This is a genomic window from Pseudomonas sp. LB3P58, assembly GCF_054897895.1.
Genome location: NZ_JBUBVE010000001.1, coordinates 1,227,604 through 1,248,898, shown reverse-complemented (window position 1 = coordinate 1,248,898; position 21,295 = coordinate 1,227,604). Strand labels below are relative to the sequence as shown.

The following is a 21,295-nucleotide window of genomic DNA, read 5'->3' as shown; positions in this document are numbered from 1 at the left end:
CCTGTTGAATAAGGGCGAAGGATACGCCCATCTCCACGTCCCAGACGACGTGGGTTATGTTCATTAGAAGAAACACCGCAAGACTATGACTGGTCCCCTACGGAGTTTCTTGGTCACCCGGCGATATCGCGAATGGCGATCTCGCTCATGATGCGTTCCAGCACCTGATCGATGGATAATTCCGTGGAATCCAGCTGTATGGCGTCAGCCGCCGGCTTGAGCGGGGCTACCGCTCGCTGGGTGTCACGCTCATCGCGGACACGTATCTCATCTAGCAGACTCGACAGACTAACACCATCGACTTTGCCCTTCAACTGCAAGTATCGACGGCGCGCACGCTCCTCGGCACTGGCAGTGAGGAATATCTTCAGCGGCGCATCGGGAAAAACCACCGTGCCCATGTCGCGACCATCGGCCACCAGCCCCGGAGCCTCCTGAAACGCCCGCTGGCGCTGCAGCAGCGCGTCGCGCACCGCCGGCAACGCAGCCACTTGCGATGCCCAGGCGCCAACTTGTTCGTTGCGCAAATCATCAGTGACATCGTCACCTTCGAGAATGATCCGCTGCGGATGACCTTCGGTCGCGCCGACGAATTGCACGTCCAGATGAGCGGCCAGCAGCTTCAGCGACTCTTCATTGGTCAGATCGACGCCATGGTTACGCGCGGCGAATGCCAGCAGACGGTACAGCGCACCGGAATCCAGCAAGCACCAGCCCAGACGCTTGGCCAGAATCCCGGCAATAGTGCCCTTGCCCGAACCGCTAGGCCCGTCGATGGTGATGACCGGTGGCTTGATAATCACGACTGAGCCTCTTGTGCAACACGGATACCGACCTGCGCGCACAGCGCGAGGAAGTTCGGGAACGACGTCGCGACGTTGGCGCAATCATGGATGCGGATCGGTGCAGTGGCACGCAACGAAGCCACGCTGAAGGCCATGGCAATCCGGTGATCGCCGTGACCGTGCACTTCGCCGCCGCCGATCTGGCCGCCGTCGATGATGATGCCGTCCGGGGTCGGTTCGCATTTGACGCCCAGCGCCAGCAAGCCATCCGCCATGACCTGAATCCGGTCCGACTCTTTAACCCGCAGCTCTTCGGCGCCACGCAGGATGGTGCGCCCTTCGGCACAGGCGGCAGCCACGAACAGCACCGGGAATTCGTCGATGGCCAGTGGAACCAGCGCCTCGGGAATCTCGATACCTTTGAGTTTAGCTGCACGTACGCGCAGATCAGCTACTGGCTCACCGCCGACTTCACGCTGGTTTTCCAGGGTGATATCAGCGCCCATCAGACGCAGGATGTCGATCACGCCGGTACGGGTCGGGTTGATGCCGACGTGCTCAAGCACCAGCTCCGAACCTTCGGCGATCGATGCCGCCACCAGGAAGAACGCGGAAGACGAGATGTCGCCCGGCACTTCAATGTGGGTCGCGGTCAGCTTGTGGCCGGACTCGACCGAAGCGGTCGCACCGTTAACGCTGACCGGGTAGCCGAAGCCACGCAGCATGCGCTCGGTGTGGTCGCGGGTTGGAGCCGGCTCGGTGACGGTGGTTTTGCCTTCGGCGTACAAACCCGCCAGCAGCAGGCAGGATTTAACCTGAGCACTGGCCATCGGCATGGTGTAGGTCAGGCCTTTGAGCTTGTTGCCACCGCGAATAGTCATCGGTGGACGACCTTCAGCAGCGGTCTCGATCACAGCGCCCATTTCACGCAGCGGATTGGCCACGCGATTCATCGGACGCTTGGACAGCGAAGCATCGCCTGTCAGCGTGCTGTCGAAGTTCTGCGCAGCCAACAGGCCAGACAGCAGACGCATCGACGTGCCGGAGTTGCCCAGATAGATCGGGCCCGGCGCAGGCTTCAAGCCATGCAGGCCGACGCCGTGAATGGTCACGCGGCCGTGGTGCGGGCCTTCGATCACGACGCCCATGTCGCGGAAGGCCTGCAAGGTTGCCAGGGCGTCTTCGCCCTCAAGGAAACCTTCCACTTCGGTAACGCCTTCAGCCAGGGAGCCGAGCATGATCGAACGGTGGGAAATCGATTTGTCGCCCGGTACTCGAATCCGCCCAGTCAGGCGGCCACCAGGTTGTGCCAGGAAAATCAGGTCGTTGGAATTCATAGCGTCCACATAAGCCCGGCGGGCAAGGATTTTACTGAAATGTTCGCGGGCAACCCGGGCGCGAGTGAACACGCCCAACAATTGGTGCCCATCCCCTGCATCGACCGCGTCGCGCAAGGCGTCGAGGTCGCTGCGAAATGTATCGAGTGTGCGCAGGACAGCTTCGCGGTTGGCGAGGAAGATGTCGTGCCACATGACCGGGTCGCTACCCGCAATTCTTGTGAAATCGCGGAAACCGCCGGCAGCGTAACGGAAGATCTCAAGGTTTTCATTGCGCTTGGCCAACGAATCGACCAAACCGAACGCCAACAAGTGCGGCAAGTGGCTGGTCGCCGCCAACACTTCGTCATGACGCTCGACCTGCATGTGCTCGACATCGGCGCCTAATTCGCGCCACAACCGGTCGACCACTGCCAGGGCTGCCGGATCAGTCTGATCCAGCGGTGTCAGAATCACTTTATGGCGACGGAACAGCTCTGAGTTAGAGGCTTCCACCCCGCTCTGCTCGGAACCGGCAATCGGATGCCCCGGCACGAAACGCGCCGGCATGCCGCCAAACGCCTCGGTTGCCGCCCGCACCACATTGCCTTTGGCGCTGCCGACGTCGGTCAGAATCGCTTGCCCCAGGTCCATGCCGGCCAATTGGCCGAGCATTTTTTCCATGGCAAGGATCGGTACGGCCAACTGAATCACGTCGGCGCCCTGGCAAGCAGCGGCCAGGTCTTCTTCGCAACGATCCACCACACCCAACTCAACCGCCAGTTTGCGCGACTGCGGGTCGAGATCGACCCCGACCACTTCGCGGCACAGGCCGCTTTCACGCAAACCCTTGGCAAACGAACCGCCGATCAGCCCCAGACCGACCACCACCAGGCGACCGATCATAGGTTCAGCAGATTGCAGTGCAGTGACATCAACCACGAGCCAGAACCTTGGTCAGCGCCTCAAGGAAGCGGCTGTTTTCAGCCGGCAAACCGATGGTGATGCGCAAGTGGTTCGGCATGCCGTAATTGGCCACCGGACGCACGATCACGCCTTCGCGCAACAAGCCCTGGAAGACCGGCGCCGCGACACGGCCCAGATCGACGCAGATGAAGTTGCCCTTGGACGGAATCCAGCTCAACCCCAGCTCACGGAAACCCGCTTCCAGCTGCTGCATGCCGGATTCGTTCAAGCGACGGCTTTCAGCCAGGTACTCGGCGTCTTGCAGCGCCGCGCACGCAGCGGCCAGGGCCAGGCTGTTGACGTTGAACGGCTGACGCACGCGGTTCAGCACATCCGCAACCACGGCAGTGGACAAGCCATAACCGACCCGCAACGCCGCCAGGCCATAGGCCTTGGAGAACGTGCGCGAAACCAGCAGGTTCGGGTACGCCGCCAGGAAGTCCAGGCCATCCGGCAAGTCGCTGCCTTCGGCGTATTCGATGTAGGCCTCGTCCAGCACCACCAGCACGTGTTCCGGTACGTCCTGCAGGAATTCGTCCAGCGCCTCAGCACCAAACCAGGTCCCGGTCGGGTTGTTCGGGTTGGCGATGAAGACAACACGGGTATCGGCATCGATCGCGGCCAGCATGCCCGACAGATCATGGCCCCAGTCTTTGGCAGGGATCACTTTGGCCGTAGCGCCGACGGCTTGCGTGACGATCGGGTAGACCGCAAACGCGTGCTCACTAAACACGGCATTCAGACCCGGCGCCAAATAGGCACGGGCGACCAGCTCCAGAATATCGTTGGAACCGTTGCCCAACGTCACCTGATTCAGCTCGACGCGGCACTGTTCGGCCAGCAGGGTTTTGAGCGCAAAACCGTTGCCGTCCGGATAGCGGGTCAGTTCGGCCAGCGCTTCGTGAATCGCCGCCAGAGCCTTGGGACTGGCGCCCAACGGGTTTTCGTTGCTCGCCAGCTTGACGATGCTGGCCGGATCGATGTTCAGCTCGCGCGCCAGTTCGTCCACGGGTTTGCCCGGAACGTAAGGCGAAAGTTGTTGCACGCCCGGCTGTGCCAGAGCGAGGAAGTCACCACTCATTTGCTACCGCCCTTAGAGAACTGCTTTCGGGTAGGAACCCAGCACTTTGAGTGCCACTGCTTCCTGACTGATCTTTTCCAGCACACCTTTGACCAGCGGGTCGCGGTGGTGGCCGACGAAGTCGATGAAGAACACGTAGGTCCATTTACCGCTGCGCGACGGACGCGTCTCGATGCGCGTCAGGTCGATGCCGTTGTCGTGGAACGGCACCAGCAACTCGTGAAGCGCGCCGGGCTTGTTGCTCATGGAGACGATGATCGACGTCTTGTCGTCGCCGGTCGGCGGCACTTCCTGGCTGCCGATCATCAGGAATCGCGTGGAGTTGTCCGGGCGATCCTCGATTTTCTCGGCCAGACGGGTCAGCCCGTACAAGCCTGCAGCCATGTCGCCGGCAATCGCCGCCGAGTTCCACTCACCCTTGACCCGTTTGGCCGCTTCGGCGTTGCTGGACACCGCCACGCGCTCGACATTCGGGTAATGCGCGTCCAGCCACTTGCGGCACTGGGCCAGGGACTGGGCGTGGGAATAGATGCGGCTGATGCTGTCGGTCTTGGTGTTTTCACCGACCAACAGGTGGTGGTGAATCCGCAGCTCAACTTCGCCACAGATCACCATGTCGTGTTCGAGGAAGCTGTCGAGGGTGTGGTTGACCGCGCCCTCGGTGGAGTTTTCCACCGGGACCACGCCAAAGTTCACTGCACCGGCTGCCACTTCACGGAACACTTCGTCGATCGCCGCCATCGGCTTGCTGATCACCGCGTGGCCGAAGTGTTTCATGGCTGCGGCTTGGGTGAAGGTGCCTTCAGGGCCGAGGTACGCCACTTTCAGCGGCTGCTCGAGGGCCAGGCACGAGGACATGATTTCGCGGAACAGCCGCGCCATCTCTTCGTTGCCCAGCGGCCCCTGGTTACGCTCCATCACGCGCTTGAGCACCTGAGCTTCGCGCTCAGGACGATAGAACACCGGCACTTCGCCTTCGGCCAGCGAGGCCATCTTTACTCGCGCAACTTCCTGGGCGCAGCGTGCGCGCTCACTGATCAGCTCCAGGACTTTCTCGTCCAGGGCATCAATGCGCAGGCGCAGTGCCTTGAGTTCTTGCTCAGACATTAGCCGTGTTCCTTCTCGAACTCTGCCATGTACGAAATCAGTGCGTTGACCGCAACGATGTCGACGGCGTTATAGATGGAGGCACGCATGCCACCCACGGAACGGTGACCCTTGAGGTTCAACAGGCCACGCTCTTCGGCACCGACCAGGAATGGCTTGTCGAGACGGTCGTCAGCCAAACGGAACGGCACGTTCATCCACGAGCGATCCGACTTGTTGATCGGGTTGCTGTACAAGCCGCTGGCGTCGATGAAATCGTACAGCGTGCGCTGTTTCACTTCATTGAGCTTGCCGATGGCTTCAACACCACCCTGCTCTTTCAGCCACTCGAATACCAGACCCGAGAGGTACCAGGCCAGGGTTGGCGGGGTGTTGTACATCGAGCCGTTGTCGGCCGCGACCTTGTAGTTGAGCATGGTCGGGCACAGGGAGCGGGCGTGACCCAGCAGGTCTTCGCGAACGATGTTGACGACGATGCCGCTCGGGCCGATGTTTTTCTGGGCGCCGGCGTAGATCATGCCAAAGCGCGAAACATCGATCGGACGCGAGAGAATGTCGGAAGACATGTCGGCGACCAGCGGAACATCACCGGTTTCGGGGACCCAATTGAATTCCAGGCCGCCGATGGTTTCGTTCGGCGCGTAGTGAACGTAGGCCGCATCTGCAGACAGGTTCCATTCGTTCTGACCGGGAATAGCGAAATAGTCGTAAGGCTTGGCGGTAGCGGCAACGTTGACGTTTCCGTAGCGCGAAGCTTCTTCGATGGCTTTCTGCGACCAGATACCGGTGTCGATATAGTCGGCGGTGCCGCTTTCCGGCAACAGGTTCAGAGGAATCTGAGCAAATTGCTGGCTGGCGCCACCTTGCAGAAACAGCACTTTATAGTTCGAGGGGATATTCAGCAGATCACGCAGATCCTGCTCGGCCTTGGTGGCGATGGACACGAACTCATCACTGCGATGGCTCATTTCCATGACCGACAGGCCCTTGCCGTGCCAATCAAGGAGTTCACCCTGGGCGCGCTGCAGGACAGCTTCGGGAAGTGCCGCAGGACCGGCACAGAAGTTATAGGCTCTCTTGCTCACATCCAATCTCGCTCTGATTTGGTGGATCGTACAAACATATCAGTCGACACAGATCCAATGTGGGAGCGGGCTTGCTCGCGAAAGCGGTGTAACAGGCGACATCTGTGCTGAATGTCAGTCCGTCTTCGCGAGCAAGCCCGCTCCCACAAGGAATTTTCATGGGTGTCGATATTTCATTACGGACAAACAACAAGGGGGCGAATTCTCATCCGCCCCCTGTCTGTCCGCTTACTCTTGCGGTTCTTCGTCAGCGGCGGCGTCGAGTTGCTGATCTTCAACAACGTCGTCGATTACGACTTCGCCGTCGAACACTGCACCCTCTTCACCTTCTTCCAGCTCTTCACCTTCGACTTCCGACGGCTCCTGAACCCGCTCCAGACCTACCAGCGTTTCATCGCTGGCCAGTTTGATGAGGGTCACGCCCTGGGTGTTACGACCCAGGCTGGAGACTTCGTCGACACGAGTACGAACCAGTGTGCCCTGGTCGGAAATCAGCATGATTTCCTCGCCGTCGAGCACCTGGACTGCACCGACCAGACGGCCGTTACGGTCGTTGCTGACCATGGCGATAACGCCCTGACCACCACGTTTGTACTCAGGGAACTCGGTGATCGCCGTGCGCTTGCCGAAACCACGGGCCGAAGCGGTCAGGATCTGGCTGCCTTCTTCCGGGATCAGCATGGAAATCAGCTTCTGGCCTTCCGGCAGACGCATGCCGCGGACACCGCGAGCGGTACGACCCATGGCGCGAACGTCGGTTTCCTTGAAGCGAGTGACCTTGCCGCCGTCGGAGAACAGCATGACTTCGCGCTCGCCATCGGTAATGGCGGCAGAAATCAGTACGTCACCTTCATCCAACTCCAGCGCGATCAGGCCGACGCTGCGTTGACGGCTGAAGGATTCCAGCGGGGTCTTCTTCACGGTGCCTTTCGCAGTGGCCATGAAGATGAAGTGACCTTCGGTGTATTCGTCGACCGGCAGCATGGTGGTGATGTATTCATCACTGTCCAGCGGCAGCAGGTTGACCAGCGGACGACCACGGGCAGCGCGGGACGCTTCCGGGATTTCGTAGGTTTTCAGCCAGTACACTTTGCCCTTGCTGGAGAACAGCAGCAGCGTGGTGTGGCTGTTGGCGACCAGCAGGTGAGCGATGTAGTCCTCATCCTTCACGCCAGTAGCCGATTTGCCTTTACCGCCACGGCGCTGAGCCTGGTACGCAGCCAATGGCTGGGTCTTGGCGTAGCCACCGTGGGAAATGGTCACGACGCGCTCTTCTTCCGGGATCATGTCACCCAGGGTCAGGTCGAGACGGGCATCGAGAATCTCGGTGCGGCGCACATCGCCGTATTCGGCACGGATCACTTCCAGTTCTTCGCGGATCACTTCCATCAGGCGCGTAGCGCTGCTGAGGATGCGGATCAGTTCGCCGATCTGGTTGAGGATCTCTTGATACTCGGCCAGCAGCTTTTCGTGTTCCAGGCCGGTCAGACGGTGCAGACGCAGTTCCAGAATCGCTTGTGCCTGTTCCGGCGACAGGAAGTACTTGCCTTCGCGCAGACCGTATTGCGGGTCCAGGGTCTCTGGACGGCACGAATCAGCGCCGGCGCGTTCAACCATCGCGACCACGGCGGAAGATTCCCACGCGGTCTTGATCAGCGCTTCCTTGGCTTCCGACGGGGTCGGCGAAGCCTTGATCAGCGCGATGACCGGGTCGATGTTCGACAGGGCAACCGCTTGACCTTCCAGAATGTGACCACGTTCGCGGGCTTTACGCAGTTCGAACACGGTACGGCGGGTGACGACTTCGCGACGGTGACGAACAAAGGCTTCCAGCAGGTCCTTGAGATTCAGGATCCGCGGACGGCCGTCGATCAGCGCGACGATGTTGATACCGAACACCGCTTGCAGCTGGGTCTGGGCGTAGAGGTTGTTGAGGATCACCTCAGGCACTTCGCCGCGACGCAGTTCGATCACGACGCGCATACCGTCCTTGTCGGACTCGTCGCGCAGTTCGGTGATGCCTTCAAGCTTCTTCTCTTTTACCAGCTCGGCGATCTTCTCGATCAGACGGGCCTTGTTCAGCTGGTAAGGGAGTTCGGTGATGACGATCTGCTGACGGCCACCGACCTTGTCGATGTCTTCGATCATCGAGCGGGCGCGCATGTAAATGCGGCCACGACCGGTGCGGTAGGCTTCGATGATGCCGGCGCGACCGTTGATGATCGCGGCGGTCGGGAAGTCCGGACCAGGGATGTATTGCATCAGCTCATCGATGGTCAACTCAGGGTTGTCGATGAGTGCCAGGCAACCGTCGATGACTTCACCGAGGTTGTGCGGCGGGATGTTGGTCGCCATGCCCACGGCGATACCGCTGGAGCCGTTGACCAGCAGGTTGGGAATACGGGTCGGCATGACCGCCGGGATCATTTCGGTGCCGTCGTAGTTCGGCACCCAGTCCACGGTTTCTTTGTGCAGGTCAGCCAGCAGCTCGTGCGCCAGCTTGGTCATGCGCACTTCGGTGTATCGCATGGCGGCGGCGTTGTCGCCGTCCACGGAACCGAAGTTGCCCTGACCGTCTACCAGCAGGTAACGCAGCGAGAATGGCTGCGCCATTCGAACGATGGTGTCGTACACCGCGGTATCACCGTGAGGGTGATACTTACCGATCACGTCACCGACAACACGGGCAGATTTCTTGTACGGCTTGTTGAAGTCGTTGCCCAGCTCGCTCATCGCGAACAGCACACGCCGGTGCACGGGCTTCAAGCCATCGCGCGCATCCGGCAGTGCCCGCCCGACAATTACGCTCATCGCGTAGTCGAGGTAGGACTGCTTCAGCTCGTCTTCGATATTGACCGGGAGGATTTCTTTGGCCAGTTCGCCCATGAGAAGCCTGATTCCTTTTTCTGGTGAAACTTCGTCACATCCATATGGGACGAACGAAGCTCGCCGCTGCAGGCTGAGTGCCATGCACCGACTTACGACAAATCAACGAGTTATGCCATGGATCTGCGCAGTAAAGGCAGCCACATCGGGCTACCTTGGAAACCGCCGGATGTTATCACAAGAGCCGCCACGCACCTATCCCCCTGATGCGCATGGAGCATAGTTAGTTGACCGGTGACAGGCTTGAAGGGGACGAGAGAGGCTTAGAGCCGCTCCGAATGCAGAATTCGCGGCTGAATTACGGATGTTTATTGACGTTGAGGGCCTCATCGCCAGCAGGCTGGCTCCCACAGGATAGGTATCGATCACAAAACCTGTGGGAGCCAGCCTGCTGGCGATGGCGATTCACAAGACGCCGGACTCCCTCAATGCAGACGCTTGCGACACATCAACTGCGCCATTTTCGCGGTGTCCGGGCGCTCGACGATGCCTTTTTCGGTAACGATCGCATCGATCAGGTCAGCCGGAGTCACATCGAACACCGGGTTGAACGCATCGACATCCGCCCCGACCCGCTTGCCGCCGACTTCCAGCAACTCGCGACCATCGCGCTCTTCAATCGGGATTTCATCACCGCTGGCCAGGTTCATGTCGATGGTCGAACTCGGCGCCACCACCATGAAACGCACGCCGTGGTGCATGGCGTTCACCGCCAGCTGATAAGTGCCGATCTTGTTGGCCACGTCGCCATTGGCGGTGATCCGGTCAGCGCCGACGATCACCCAGGTAATGCCCTTGGTCTTCATGATGTGGGCAGCGGCGGAATCCGCGTTGAGCGTCACGGGAATGCCTTCGTTGGCCAATTCCCAAGCGGTCAACCGCGAACCTTGCAGCCATGGACGGGTTTCGTCGGCATAGACGCGCTCGACCATGCCTTCAATGAAAGCGCCGCGAATGACGCCGAGCGCCGTGCCAAAGCCGCCGGTGGCCAGAGCGCCGGTGTTGCAGTGGGTCAGAATCGCCTGGGCGTTGCCCTGGTGCTTGCGGATCAGGTCCACCCCCAGTTGCGCCATGGTCAGGTTGGCTTCGCGATCACTCTCGTGAATGGCGATAGCCTCCGCCTCCAGCACCGCCAGCGGATCGGCGTGATGCTTCAGACGCTCAAGCCGGTCGCGCATGCGGCCCAGGGCCCAGAACAGGTTGACTGCGGTCGGACGGGAATCGGCCAGCAGCGCGAAATCCTCTTCCAGCGCCGCCTGCCAGTCACCACCTTTGGCAAACCGCGCGCGGGCCGCCAGCACAACACCATAGGCGGCACTGATGCCAATCGCCGGCGCGCCGCGCACCACCATCGAACGAATGGCCTCGGCCACGCCAGCAGCGCTGGTGTAGGCGATCCAGGTTTCCTCGAACGGCAAAATACGCTGATCCAGCAGGTAAAGGGCGCCATCACGCCAATCGATGGCCTTCACCTTCTCCGCAGCCAACAGTCGATCGCGCATCCGTCACCCCGTACTCATGAACAAAAGCCGTCGATTATAGCGATCCCCCTGCGAAGACGCTCGGGTATACTTCGCCATCCTTTACAAAAGCTCTGGAACCGACTCTCGATGCCGAACACTGCCGCTGCGCTCGACTTGCTATTGCTGCCGACCTGGCTGGTACCCGTCGAACCCGCTGGCGTTGTCCTCAAAGAGCACGCCCTGGGCATCCGCGACGGACGCATCGTATTCATCGGCCCACGCTCGACTGCGCTGAAGCTTAACGCAACCGAAGTCCGCGAACTGCCGGACATGTTGCTCTGTCCTGGTTTGATCAATGCCCACGGTCATGCGGCGATGACGCTGTTCCGTGGCCTGGCCGATGATCTGCCCCTGATGACCTGGCTGGAAAACCACATTTGGCCGGCCGAAGCCAAGTGGGTCGATGAAGCTTTCGTCCGTGACGGCACTGACCTGGCGATCGCCGAGCAGATCAAAGGTGGCATCACCTGTTTCTCTGACATGTATTTCTTCCCGAAGGTTGCCAGCGAGCGCGTCCATAACAGCGGCATTCGCGCGCAAATCGCGATTCCGATCCTCGATTTCCCGATCCCGGGCGCCAGCACGGCGGACGACGCCATTCGTCAGGGCATCGAATTATTTGGCGATCTCAAGCACCACGAGCGCATCAAAGTCACCTTCGGCCCCCACGCACCCTACACCGTGGGTGACGAGAACCTGGAGAAAATCCGGGTGATCGCCGAGGAATTGGACGCCTCGATCCACATGCACGTGCATGAAACCGCCTTCGAAGTGCAACAGTCCGTCGAGCAGCGCGGCGAACGCCCATTGGCCCGCCTCGGGCGTCTGGGTTTGCTGGGGCCGCGCTTCCAGGCCGTTCACATGACTCAGATCAGCGATGAAGACCTGGTGTTGCTGGTAGAAAGTAACACCACCGTGATTCATTGCCCGGAGTCGAACCTGAAGCTGGCCAGCGGGTTCTGCCCGGTGGAGCGGTTGTGGCAGGCAGGCGTCAATGTGGCGATCGGCACCGATGGCGCGGCCAGCAACAATGACCTGGACCTGCTCGGCGAAACCCGCACCGCCGCTTTACTGGCCAAAGCCGTCGCCGGCTCGGCCACCGCACTGGACGCTCATCGCGCCCTGCGCATGGCCACGCTCAATGGCGCTCGCGCGCTGGGCATTGAATCCGAAGTGGGATCGCTGGAAGTCGGCAAAGCGGCAGACATCGTCGCATTCGACCTCTCCGGCCTGGCGCAACAACCGGTCTACGACCCGGTTTCGCAGCTTATATATGCCACCGGCCGTGACTGCGTGAAGCACCTTTGGGTCGCCGGCAAGCAACTGCTCGACGACCGTCGCCTGACTCGTCTGGATGAAGAACAGCTCTGCGCCACCGCCAAGGCCTGGGGCCAGCGCATCAGCGGCCATACCGAATCGTAAGCACCCCGGACCAACCACCGGGGCAACAGGATTTTTCAAGTTTTAGAGGACTTAACCATGAGCAACGTCGACTACGCCGAAATCGCCAAATTCGAAGCCCTGGCCCATCGCTGGTGGGACCGCGAAAGCGAGTTCAAACCGCTGCACGACATCAACCCGCTGCGGGTCAACTGGATTGACGAGCGGGTCAACCTGGCCGGCAAGAAAGTCCTCGACGTCGGTTGCGGCGGCGGCATCCTCAGTGAAGCCATGGCCCAGCGCGGCGCTACCGTGATGGGCATCGACATGGGCGAAGCGCCGCTGGCGGTCGCGCAACTGCATCAACTGGAATCCGGCGTGAGCGTCGAATACCGGCAGATCACCGCCGAAGCGCTGGCAGAAGAAATGCCCGAGCAGTTCGACGTGGTCACGTGCCTGGAAATGCTCGAGCACGTGCCGGATCCATCCTCGGTAATCCGCGCCTGCTTCCGTATGGTCAAGCCCGGCGGCCAGGTGTTCTTCTCCACCATCAACCGCAACCCGAAGGCATACCTGTTCGCCATCGTCGGCGCGGAATACATCATGAAGCTGCTGCCGCGCGGCACCCACGATTTCAAGAAATTCATCCGCCCGTCCGAGCTGGGTGCCTGGAGCCGCATGGCCGGCCTGACCGTCAAGGACATCATCGGCCTGACCTACAACCCGCTGACCAAGCACTACAAACTGGCCTCCGACGTGGACGTCAACTACATGATCCAGACCCTGCGCGAGGAGTAAGCCGATGCGTATCAGAGCAGTTCTTTTCGACATGGACGGCACCCTGCTCGACACCGCGCCGGACTTCATTGCGATCTGTCAGGCGATGCGCGCCGATCGCGGCTTGCCGCCGATGAACGACAAACACATTCGCGACGAGATCTCCGGCGGCGCCAAGGCGATGGTCGCCGTGACCTTCTCCATGGACCCGGAATCACCAGGTTTCGAGGAATTACGCCTGGAGTTCCTGGAGCGTTACCTCGCCGGTTGCGCGGTTCACAGCAAACTCTTCGACGGCATGGGCGAACTGCTGGCCGACATCGAGAAGGCCAACCTGATCTGGGGCGTGGTCACCAACAAGCCGCTGCGGTTCGCCGAGCCGATCATGCAGCAGCTTGGCCTGGCCGAGCGCTCGGCGTTGTTGATCTGCCCGGACCATGTGAAGAACAGCAAACCGGACCCCGAGCCGTTGATCCTGGCGTGCAAGATGCTCGACCTGGACCCGGCCAGCGTGCTGTTTGTGGGTGATGACCTGCGCGATATCGAATCCGGTCGCGATGCCGGCACCAAGACGGCCGCCGTGACCTATGGCTACATTCATCCAGACGATAACCCGCGGCATTGGGGTGCGGATGTGGTGGTCGATCATCCGCTGGAGTTGCGCAAAGTGCTCGATAGCGCGCTATGTAGCTGCTGAGCCGCTTTTGCAGGTGCACCGCATCCAAGGGGCTCGCTCCCACAGGGTTGGCGCTTGGCCTGAAGAATTTTTGTAGAGGTTTCTTATGTTTGATTATTCCGCCCGCCCTGAATTGCTCAAGGACCGGGTCATACTGGTCACCGGCGCTGGCCGTGGCATCGGCGCTGCCGCCGCAAAAACCTTCGCCGCACACGGCGCCACCGTGCTGCTGCTGGGCAAGACCGAAGCCAACCTGACTCAAATCTACGACGAAATCGAAGCCGCCGGCCATCCACAACCGGCCGTGATCCCGTTCAACCTGGAAACCGCCCTGCCCCATCAATACGATGAGCTGGCAGCGATGATCGAAACCGAATTCGGCCATCTCGACGGTTTGCTGCACAACGCGTCGATCATTGGCCCGCGTACGCCGATCGAGCAACTGTCCGGCGAAAACTTCATGCGGGTCATGCACGTCAACGTCAACGCCATGTTCATGCTCACCAGCACCTTGTTACCGCTGCTCAAGCTGTCTCAGGATGCTTCGGTGGTGTTCACCTCCAGCAGCGTCGGCCGTAAGGGTCGTGCATATTGGGGCGCTTACGGCGTGTCCAAATTCGCCACCGAAGGCTTGATGCAAACCCTCGCCGACGAAGTCGACACCGTGGCACCGGTGCGCTCCAACAGCATCAACCCGGGCGCCACCCGCACCAGCATGCGCGCCCAGGCTTACCCGGGTGAAAACCCGCTGAACAACCCGACACCCGAGGAGATCATGCCGGTCTACCTCTACCTGATGGGTCCAGACAGCACCGGCATCAACGGCCAGGCGTTCAACGCTCAGTAACGCCCGCGCGTCGCTTTTGTGCCGCGACAGCTTCCCGTCGCGGCACTCAAAGTGCGTCGTAACCACCCCATCACAAGTCAAACAACTGTCACCGAACGCGACAGCATTCTTCAACAACAGCTTCAACACCTTGATTTAGAACGATTTTTATCCGACGGAACCGAATGGCACGACTTTCGCTCTAAATTTGCTCAGACACGCAGTGTGAAAGCAGACAGGGCGGACGCCTGAGCCGACAGGTTACTTATCGTCGGCAAAGCGGACTAAACTTGCGCCAAATGTCCTACGGGACTGATGGACCAGTATGACGCGCAGCCCAAAGCCGCTCTCACCCAGCCTGTAAGACAGCCTTACTGCTTAGGGGCGCACGCCATATGAAATCACCTTCCCAGACCAACGCAATTGACTTCGATAGCGCCAAATTGCAACGCCTGGGCTTTGGTCAGCAGCCTACCCTCATCGAGAGGTCCGTCAGCCTTGCGCAACTGCGCCAGCAACTGAGCCTGCAGCTGCAAACCAGTCTTGAGCCGCAACGCATTCTCGGGCTCTTCTTCCGTGAGATTCAGCGACTTGTACCGCTTGACGCCTTGACGTACGAGCACACGTCCAGCGCCTTGCGCCTGGAGTTCGGCCTGCGCGGCCATCATTCGATCAGCTACAGCCTCAGCCATGAAGGCGAGCAACTGGGTGAACTGGTATTCCGCCGCAATCAACGGTTCAGTGAGCAGGAACAAGGCAACCTCGAGTCGCTGCTGTCCGCATTGCTGTATCCGATGCGCAATGCTTTGCTCTACCGCGCCGCCACCCAAAGTGCCTTGCGCGATCCGCTCACCGACACCGGCAACCGCATTGCCATGGATCAGACCCTGCAACGGGAAATCGAGATGTCGCGTCGGCATCTGCAACCCCTGTCGCTGCTGATGCTGGACATCGATCACTTCAAACACATCAACGACACCCACGGACACAGCGCCGGCGATGAAGTGCTAAAGGCCGTTGCAGCCTCGATCAAAAACCAGTTGCGCAACGTGGACATGGTCTTCCGCTTCGGTGGCGAAGAGTTCCTGATCCTGCTGTCCAACACGAGTCGTGAGGCGGCAGCCATGGTTGGCGAACGGCTACGATTTGCAGTGCAGGCAGAGGAATATTCGGCCGACGGCCATTCGATCGAGCTGACGGTCAGTCTTGGCTGCTCGACGCTATTACCCGGCGAGTCTGCCGACAGCCTGTTGCGACGGGCCGACAGTGCGTTGTATGTGGCCAAGCGCGAGGGACGTAACCGGTTGGCAATGGCGGGTTAAATGCCCAGAGCGGGCACGCTTGGTTAGCGGCCCGCAACGAAAGGAATTAGCGCACAGCGCCGCGCAATTCCCCCACCATCCCTTGCAACCTGGCTGGCTCTGCCGCCTCAACCGACACCGCAGGCCCTGCCACCAGTGTCACCCGTGACCACAACCGGCGAAACACGCCCTTTTGCGGATCGCGGCTGAAGAAACTCCCCCACAAACCCTGCAATGCCAACGGAATCACCGGCACCGGCGTCTCTTCGAGAATCCGCGTCAGCCCGCCCTTGAACTCGTTGATCTCGCCATCGGCAGTCAATTTGCCCTCAGGGAAGATGCACACCAACTCGCCGTCCTTCAGATACTGAGCAATGCGCGTGAAGGCTTTTTCGTAGATCTGAATGTCTTCCTGACGCCCCGCGATCGGAATGGTCCCGGCCGTGCGAAAGATAAAGTTCAGCACTGGCAAGTTGTAGATCTTGTAATACATCACAAAGCGAATCGGCCGACGCACCGCGCCGCCAATCAGCAAGGCGTCGACGAAGGACACGTGATTGCACACCAGCAACGCCGCGCCTTCCTCGGGAATCAGCTGCAGATTGCGATGCTCCACGCGGTACATGGAATGGCTGAGCAGCCAGATCATGAAACGCATGCTGAACTCGGGGACGATGCTGAAGATGTAGGCGTTGACGCCGATGTTCAGCAGCGACACTACCAGGAACAGCTGCGGGATCGACAGCTTGACCATGCTCAGCAAGACGATCGAGACAATCGCCGAGACCACCATAAACAGCGCGTTGAGAATATTGTTGGCGGCAATCACCCGCGCCCGCTCGTTCTCGTGGGTACGAGACTGAATCAGCGCGTACAGCGGCACGATGTAGAAACCGCCGAACACCCCAAGCCCCAGAATGTCGATCAACACCAGCCAGGCGTGGCCAAAACCCAGGACTTCGATCCAGCCATGGCCCGGAACGCTGTCTGGAATTCCACCGGAATGCCACCACAGCAGCAAACCAAACACGGTCAGACCGAACGAGCCGAACGGCACCAGACCGATCTCGACTTTGCGACCGGACAGTTTCTCGCAGAGCATCGAACCGAGTGCAATACCGACCGAGAACACCGTAAGAATCAGCGTCACCACGGTTTCGTCGCCGTGCATCCACTCCTTGGCATAGGCCGGGATCTGCGTCAGATAAATCGCCCCGACAAACCAGAACCACGAGTTGCCGACAATCGAGCGTGACACCGCTGGCGTCTGCCCCAAGCCCAGTTTCAACGTGGCCCAGGACTGACTGAAAATGTTCCAGTTCAGACGCATTTCCGGGGAGGCGGCCGCAGCCCGTGGAATGCTGCGGCTGGCCAGGTAGCCGAGGACCGCAACACCGATAATTGCCGTGGAGACGATTGGCGCGTAATGACTGGACGACATCATGATCCCAGCACCGATGGTCCCGGCGAGGATCGCCAGGAAGGTGCCCATTTCCACCAGGCCGTTGCCACCCACCAGCTCTTCGTCTCGCAACGCCTGGGGCAAGATCGAGTATTTCACCGGCCCGAACAGCGCCGAGTGAGTGCCCATGGCAAACAGCGCCACCAGCATCAGCGATAGGTGATCGAACATGAAACCGACCGCGCCGACCGCCATGATGGCGATTTCCCCGAGCTTGATCAGACGAATCAGCGCGTCCTTGGCGAACTTTTCCCCGAACTGCCCGGCCAGCGCCGAGAACAGAAAGAACGGCAGAATAAACAGCAGCGCACACAGATTGACCCAGATCGAGCGATCACCCTCGATGGTCAACTTGTAGAGAATGGCGAGTATCAGCGACTGCTTGAAGATGTTGTCGTTGAACGCCCCGAGCGACTGCGTGACGAAGAACGGCAGGAAGCGCCGGGTGCGAAGCAAGGTGAACTGTGAGGGGTGACTCATCTTCCATGTGTCCCTGATGTTGGGTAGAGAGTGGCGTGGATGCAGTTATTGGAATATCCAACGGCGATCCAGGCCACACATTACCTAAACTTTGCAGGTTATTTGTTTAATCCTGCAATGCACGGCGAGACAAACAACTCGCCCCGCCAGGCGCCCTGCACTGTCCGTTTGGCGACGATCAGCCACATCACCGCCAGCAACACCACCAGCACACAACCGAAGGCACTGAAAAACGTCAGGTTCAAGGTGCTGGCCAATTTCAACGTCGCCAGGGAATAGACGCCCAACGGGAAGGTGAAACCCCACCAGCCGAGATTGAACGGAATACCGACGCGCAGGTAACGCAGGGTGATGAGCACCGCGATCAGCATCCACCACAGACCAAAGCCCCACAGGGTGATCCCGGCCACCAACCCCAGCCCTGCGGCGATTTCACCAATGCCTGGCAGACCGTTGGCAGCGAAGATCGCCGGTGCGTCGGCGCCCAGCAGCAACATGCCCAGCGCCCCGGTGCCGATCGGGCCGAGCGCCAGCCAGCTGGAGGCGGCCATGTTTTCGTGAGGCAGTTTATGCAGCGCCATGCGCAGCAACAGAATGGTCAGAATGCTGAACGCAACCGGCAGGGAAAAGGCCCAGAGCACGTAGCTGGTCACCAGCACCACCAGTTGCGAATGGGCATCGGCCAGGTGCGGTGCCAGCAGACCACCGCTGGCGGCCGCCACCTCTGCCGCCACCACCGGCAACAGCCAGACGGCGGTCATCTGGTCGATGCTGTGTTCCTGACGGGTGAACATCATGTAGGGAATCAGCACGCCGCACGCCACAGACATCGCCACGTCCAGCCACCACAGCACCTCGGCGACATCTATCACGCCCTCACCCCAACGCGGCAGACCGAACACCAGGAAACCATTAATGATCGTCGCCAGACCCATGGGGATGGTGCCAAAAAACATCGAGACCGTGGAGTGACCGAAAATCCGCCGCGCCTCATCGAAAAACAGCGCCCAACGCGCCGCGTATAGCGCAGTGAACAAGACGAACAGCACGATATTGAACAGCCAAAGGGCTTCGGCAATCGCGTGTAAACCGGCATTTTCGCCAGGCAGCTGCGCCAGCGCCAACGCCAGCACACCGGTGCCCATGGTGGCGGCGAACCAGTTCGGCGTGAACTGGCGGATCACTTCACGCGGATGCTGCAAATGACTGAAAGGTTTGAAACCGGCTGGGGCGGTGTTGGGGCATGTCATGGTGAACTCCTGTCCTCTGTTGAGGTGGAGCTCATGGTAGATCCGAATCGAATATCTATATAACGGGTAATATCTCTAACTGTTATCTGATTTACAGATATAGCGTCAGACGCTGCCTTCAGTTTCGATTACCAGGATTCTCGCCGCACCCTGCGGATGGGCGACGTGTTCGGTACCGACGTCGGCATAGAAGATATCGCCTACACCCAACATCACTTCTTTCTCCTGACCTGCTTCGCGATAACGCATCTGCACGACGCCATCCAGCACCACGAACACTTCTTGCCCATCATTGATGTGCCATTTATAGGGCTGATCGGTCCAGTGCAAACGCGTGGTGATGCCGTTCATGTTGGCGATATCCAAAGCGCCCCAGGCACGGTCAGCGGTGAAGGATTTGCTGCGGATGATTTTCATGCGTCGGTCCGTCGAAATGAATGGCGGCGCCAAGGCTAGCGGTCATCGAACATCGACGCCACAGACTTTCATGGACTGCTGACGCATCAACGCGAGCAGAGCGCCGACCGAGAGAGCAATCAGCACCGCGCCGTAACCATCGGTGGTGGCCACCAGCCCGAAGGTCCGGGTCAAGTTCCCGGCCAGCAACGACGGCAAGCAGAAAGCCAGATAACTGAGCACGTAGTAAGCCGACATCAACCCTGCCCGCTCATGGGGCAAGGCCAGCGGCACGACGCTGCGCAATGCACCGAGGAAACCGGCACCGAAACCGCCACCGGCCAACAGCGTCCCGACGAAAAACAGCGGCAGGCTGGCGCTGTGCACCGCCATCAAAATCAGCGCGACGCCGACGGGCAGCAGACTGCCGCCCAATCGCAACACCTTGTCGGCCGGCCGATCGCGCAGGGTATAGATCATCAACGCGCCGGTCACCGTCAACACGGCCACCGTCGCACCGCCAATCAGATTTGAGGTCGATCCCGTGGCCGTGCGAACCAGAGACGGTGCCAAAGAAGCGTAAAAACCACCGAGTGCCCACACCGCGATGTTGATCGGCAGCACCAGCCACAACGCACGCCGCGCCTGGATCGGCACATGCAGTGTCGGGCGTAGCGATGCCCAGGCTCCCGGTTGGGGACTGACGCTTTCCGGCAAACGCCAAACGTACAGCGCTTGCATCACAAACAGCGCGAACAGCACCCAATAGGTCAACTGCAACGGCAACGGCGCAAACTCGGCCAATAAGCCGCAGCCCATGGCGCCCGACGCCATGCCCAGCAACGGCGCGACACTGTTGACCAGCGACCCTTGCTGGCGATCGGTGTCCAACAGCGCCGCACTCAGTACGGCAGTGGCCATCCCCGTAGCAAACCCCTGAAGCACTCGTGCGCTGATCAACCAGGCGACACTGTCTGCGTTGATAAACAACAGCATCGCCAGCATGTTCAACATCACAGCGGTGAAGATCACCGGTTTGCGCCCCAGGTAATCCGAGAGCGAACCGACCGTGAGCAATGCCGCCAGCAAGCTGATGGCGTACACGCCGAAAATCAGGGTCAGGGTCGCTGCCGAGAATTGCAGGTGTTCCTGGTACAAGTGATACAACGGCGTCGGCGCCGTGGACGCCGCGAGAAAACTGAGTAAGGTGATCGCCAGGAACCACAGGCTTGAACGATTAGACGTAGAACTGGACATAAATACACTCCGCAAAAGCTAACTTTTTGCTTTTGCGGAGTGTGCGACTGGCTGACGCTTAAAGCAAATTCTTTGTGTTAAGGTCCGATGCATGGCTATTAAAGAAGGTTTACGCCCCGGCGGACGCAGTGCCCGGGTGCAAGAGTCGGTTCATTCGGCAGTCCGCGATCTCCTCGAAGAGCAGGACCGCGCCACCGTGACCGTCCCGCAAATCGCCGCGCGTGCCGGCGTTACACCGTCGACTATCTACCGGCGTTGGGGCGATCTGTCGGTGTTGTTGGCGGACGTCGCCCTCGCCCGCATGCGCCCCGAGAGCGAGCCGGCCAATACCGGCAGCCTGCGCGGTGACGTGCGCGCCTGGGCCGAGCAGTATCTGGACGAGATGAGTTCCGAGCCCGGCCGCAACATCTTGCGCGACGTGCAATGCAGCACCACGCCAGCCCTTTGCGCGACGATCATTGGCGGGCAGCTGCAGACGATTCTGGATCGTTACCCCGATCAGCCGAAGCCGAACGTTGATCGGCTGATCAACATGGTGGCGGCGCCGACGGTGTTTCGTATCCTGTTTTCAGCGGTACCGCTGGAGGTTGAGGAGTTGCATCGGTTGATCGAGATTGCTTTGAATCAGTGAGGCCGCCTTCGCGAGCAAGCCCGCTCCCACATTAGATCTTCAGTGGACACACTATTTGTGAACACCTGAAATCTAATGTGGGAGCGGGCTTGCTCGCGAAGGGGCCGGAA

General features: G+C 60.1%; 17 protein-coding genes. 6 read left to right on the top strand and 11 right to left on the bottom strand.

The window, feature by feature from the left end; all coding sequences use genetic code 11:
- Positions 1-113: 113 nt before the first annotated feature.
- The 7 genes from cmk to mtnA all read right to left on the bottom strand — a co-directional run bounded on the left by cmk (position 114) and on the right by mtnA (position 10,728).
- Positions 114-803, bottom strand: coding sequence for a (d)CMP kinase (gene cmk, locus ACYZTZ_RS05830; RefSeq protein WP_008148720.1), 690 nt, complete (start codon positions 801-803; stop codon positions 114-116).
- Positions 800-3,007, bottom strand: a complete 2,208-nt coding sequence (locus ACYZTZ_RS05825) for a bifunctional prephenate dehydrogenase/3-phosphoshikimate 1-carboxyvinyltransferase (protein WP_462000644.1) — start codon at positions 3,005-3,007, stop codon at positions 800-802. Before ACYZTZ_RS05825 ends, cmk begins: the two co-directional genes overlap by 4 nt.
- A gap of 28 nt (positions 3,008-3,035) precedes the next feature.
- A complete protein-coding gene (gene hisC / locus ACYZTZ_RS05820) occupies positions 3,036-4,148 on the bottom strand; it encodes a histidinol-phosphate transaminase (protein WP_461997499.1) in 1,113 nt (370 codons plus the stop codon).
- Between the two features lie 12 nt (positions 4,149-4,160).
- On the bottom strand, positions 4,161-5,255 hold the full coding sequence (pheA, locus tag ACYZTZ_RS05815; protein WP_007899727.1) for a prephenate dehydratase: 1,095 nt from the start codon (positions 5,253-5,255) through the stop codon (positions 4,161-4,163).
- Complete coding sequence (serC, locus tag ACYZTZ_RS05810; protein WP_461997498.1) at positions 5,255-6,340, bottom strand: 3-phosphoserine/phosphohydroxythreonine transaminase; 1,086 nt, start codon at positions 6,338-6,340, stop codon at positions 5,255-5,257. The genes pheA and serC overlap by 1 nt, the downstream gene beginning before the upstream one ends.
- Before the next feature lie 228 nt (positions 6,341-6,568).
- On the bottom strand, positions 6,569-9,226 hold the full coding sequence (gene gyrA / locus ACYZTZ_RS05805) for a DNA gyrase subunit A (RefSeq protein WP_008148713.1): 2,658 nt from the start codon (positions 9,224-9,226) through the stop codon (positions 6,569-6,571).
- A 425-nt stretch (positions 9,227-9,651) separates the two neighbouring features.
- Positions 9,652-10,728 carry an S-methyl-5-thioribose-1-phosphate isomerase gene (mtnA, locus tag ACYZTZ_RS05800; RefSeq protein ID WP_461997497.1) on the bottom strand — a complete coding sequence of 359 codons (1,077 nt, stop codon included), beginning with the start codon at positions 10,726-10,728 and terminating at the stop codon, positions 9,652-9,654.
- Between the two features lie 108 nt (positions 10,729-10,836).
- On the opposite strand from mtnA, the gene ACYZTZ_RS05795 reads away from it, so the two are divergent.
- The 5 genes from ACYZTZ_RS05795 to ACYZTZ_RS05775 all read left to right on the top strand — a co-directional run bounded on the left by ACYZTZ_RS05795 (position 10,837) and on the right by ACYZTZ_RS05775 (position 15,730).
- Positions 10,837-12,171, top strand: a complete 1,335-nt coding sequence (locus tag ACYZTZ_RS05795; protein ID WP_461997496.1) for a TRZ/ATZ family hydrolase — start codon at positions 10,837-10,839, stop codon at positions 12,169-12,171.
- A 57-nt stretch (positions 12,172-12,228) separates the two neighbouring features.
- Positions 12,229-12,927: a bifunctional 2-polyprenyl-6-hydroxyphenol methylase/3-demethylubiquinol 3-O-methyltransferase UbiG gene (ubiG, locus tag ACYZTZ_RS05790; RefSeq protein ID WP_033055822.1), complete on the top strand. Its 699-nt coding sequence runs from the start codon at positions 12,229-12,231 to the stop codon at positions 12,925-12,927.
- Between the two features lie 4 nt (positions 12,928-12,931).
- Positions 12,932-13,603 carry an N-acetylmuramic acid 6-phosphate phosphatase MupP gene (mupP, locus tag ACYZTZ_RS05785; protein ID WP_056744070.1) on the top strand — a complete coding sequence of 224 codons (672 nt, stop codon included), beginning with the start codon at positions 12,932-12,934 and terminating at the stop codon, positions 13,601-13,603.
- 85 nt (positions 13,604-13,688) lie between these two features.
- Positions 13,689-14,429: a YciK family oxidoreductase gene (locus tag ACYZTZ_RS05780; protein ID WP_046047994.1), complete on the top strand. Its 741-nt coding sequence runs from the start codon at positions 13,689-13,691 to the stop codon at positions 14,427-14,429.
- A gap of 374 nt (positions 14,430-14,803) precedes the next feature.
- Entirely contained in the window at positions 14,804-15,730 is a 927-nt protein-coding gene (locus ACYZTZ_RS05775) for a GGDEF domain-containing protein (RefSeq protein WP_461997495.1), read from the top strand.
- Positions 15,731-15,776: 46 nt separating this feature from the next.
- Here ACYZTZ_RS05775 and ACYZTZ_RS05770 read toward each other — a convergent pair whose 3' ends face one another.
- From ACYZTZ_RS05770 to ACYZTZ_RS05755, 4 genes are all read right to left on the bottom strand, one after another.
- Positions 15,777-17,651 carry an MFS transporter gene (locus ACYZTZ_RS05770; RefSeq protein ID WP_461997494.1) on the bottom strand — a complete coding sequence of 625 codons (1,875 nt, stop codon included), beginning with the start codon at positions 17,649-17,651 and terminating at the stop codon, positions 15,777-15,779.
- Positions 17,652-17,749: 98 nt separating this feature from the next.
- Positions 17,750-18,901: a TDT family transporter gene (locus ACYZTZ_RS05765; RefSeq protein WP_461997493.1), complete on the bottom strand. Its 1,152-nt coding sequence runs from the start codon at positions 18,899-18,901 to the stop codon at positions 17,750-17,752.
- 105 nt (positions 18,902-19,006) lie between these two features.
- Positions 19,007-19,318, bottom strand: a complete 312-nt coding sequence (locus ACYZTZ_RS05760; protein ID WP_046047998.1) for a cupin domain-containing protein — start codon at positions 19,316-19,318, stop codon at positions 19,007-19,009.
- A 42-nt stretch (positions 19,319-19,360) separates the two neighbouring features.
- Positions 19,361-20,554 (bottom strand): MFS transporter, encoded by a 1,194-nt coding sequence (locus tag ACYZTZ_RS05755; RefSeq protein WP_461997492.1) that lies wholly within the window; start codon positions 20,552-20,554, stop codon positions 19,361-19,363.
- Between the two features lie 91 nt (positions 20,555-20,645).
- On the opposite strand from ACYZTZ_RS05755, the gene ACYZTZ_RS05750 reads away from it, so the two are divergent.
- On the top strand, positions 20,646-21,185 hold the full coding sequence (locus ACYZTZ_RS05750) for a TetR/AcrR family transcriptional regulator (RefSeq protein ID WP_461997491.1): 540 nt from the start codon (positions 20,646-20,648) through the stop codon (positions 21,183-21,185).
- The last annotated feature ends 110 nt before the right edge of the window (positions 21,186-21,295 follow it).

What these genes read in the sequence shown, in the direction of transcription:
- ACYZTZ_RS05825 (WP_462000644.1), bottom strand. Translation starts at nt 3,007, where the DNA reads ATGATCGGTCGCCTGGTGGTGGTCGGTCTGGGGCTGATCGGCGGTTCG.
- hisC (WP_461997499.1), bottom strand. Translation starts at nt 4,148, where the DNA reads ATGAGTGGTGACTTCCTCGCTCTGGCACAGCCGGGCGTGCAACAACTT.
- pheA (WP_007899727.1), bottom strand. Translation starts at nt 5,255, where the DNA reads ATGTCTGAGCAAGAACTCAAGGCACTGCGCCTGCGCATTGATGCCCTG.
- gyrA (WP_008148713.1), bottom strand. Translation starts at nt 9,226, where the DNA reads ATGGGCGAACTGGCCAAAGAAATCCTCCCGGTCAATATCGAAGACGAG.
- mtnA (WP_461997497.1), bottom strand. Translation starts at nt 10,728, where the DNA reads ATGCGCGATCGACTGTTGGCTGCGGAGAAGGTGAAGGCCATCGATTGG.
- ACYZTZ_RS05795 (WP_461997496.1), top strand. Translation starts at nt 10,837, where the DNA reads ATGCCGAACACTGCCGCTGCGCTCGACTTGCTATTGCTGCCGACCTGG.
- ubiG (WP_033055822.1), top strand. Translation starts at nt 12,229, where the DNA reads ATGAGCAACGTCGACTACGCCGAAATCGCCAAATTCGAAGCCCTGGCC.
- mupP (WP_056744070.1), top strand. Translation starts at nt 12,932, where the DNA reads ATGCGTATCAGAGCAGTTCTTTTCGACATGGACGGCACCCTGCTCGAC.
- ACYZTZ_RS05780 (WP_046047994.1), top strand. Translation starts at nt 13,689, where the DNA reads ATGTTTGATTATTCCGCCCGCCCTGAATTGCTCAAGGACCGGGTCATA.
- ACYZTZ_RS05775 (WP_461997495.1), top strand. Translation starts at nt 14,804, where the DNA reads ATGAAATCACCTTCCCAGACCAACGCAATTGACTTCGATAGCGCCAAA.
- ACYZTZ_RS05770 (WP_461997494.1), bottom strand. Translation starts at nt 17,651, where the DNA reads ATGAGTCACCCCTCACAGTTCACCTTGCTTCGCACCCGGCGCTTCCTG.
- ACYZTZ_RS05765 (WP_461997493.1), bottom strand. Translation starts at nt 18,901, where the DNA reads ATGACATGCCCCAACACCGCCCCAGCCGGTTTCAAACCTTTCAGTCAT.
- ACYZTZ_RS05760 (WP_046047998.1), bottom strand. Translation starts at nt 19,318, where the DNA reads ATGAAAATCATCCGCAGCAAATCCTTCACCGCTGACCGTGCCTGGGGC.
- ACYZTZ_RS05755 (WP_461997492.1), bottom strand. Translation starts at nt 20,554, where the DNA reads ATGTCCAGTTCTACGTCTAATCGTTCAAGCCTGTGGTTCCTGGCGATC.
- ACYZTZ_RS05750 (WP_461997491.1), top strand. Translation starts at nt 20,646, where the DNA reads ATGGCTATTAAAGAAGGTTTACGCCCCGGCGGACGCAGTGCCCGGGTG.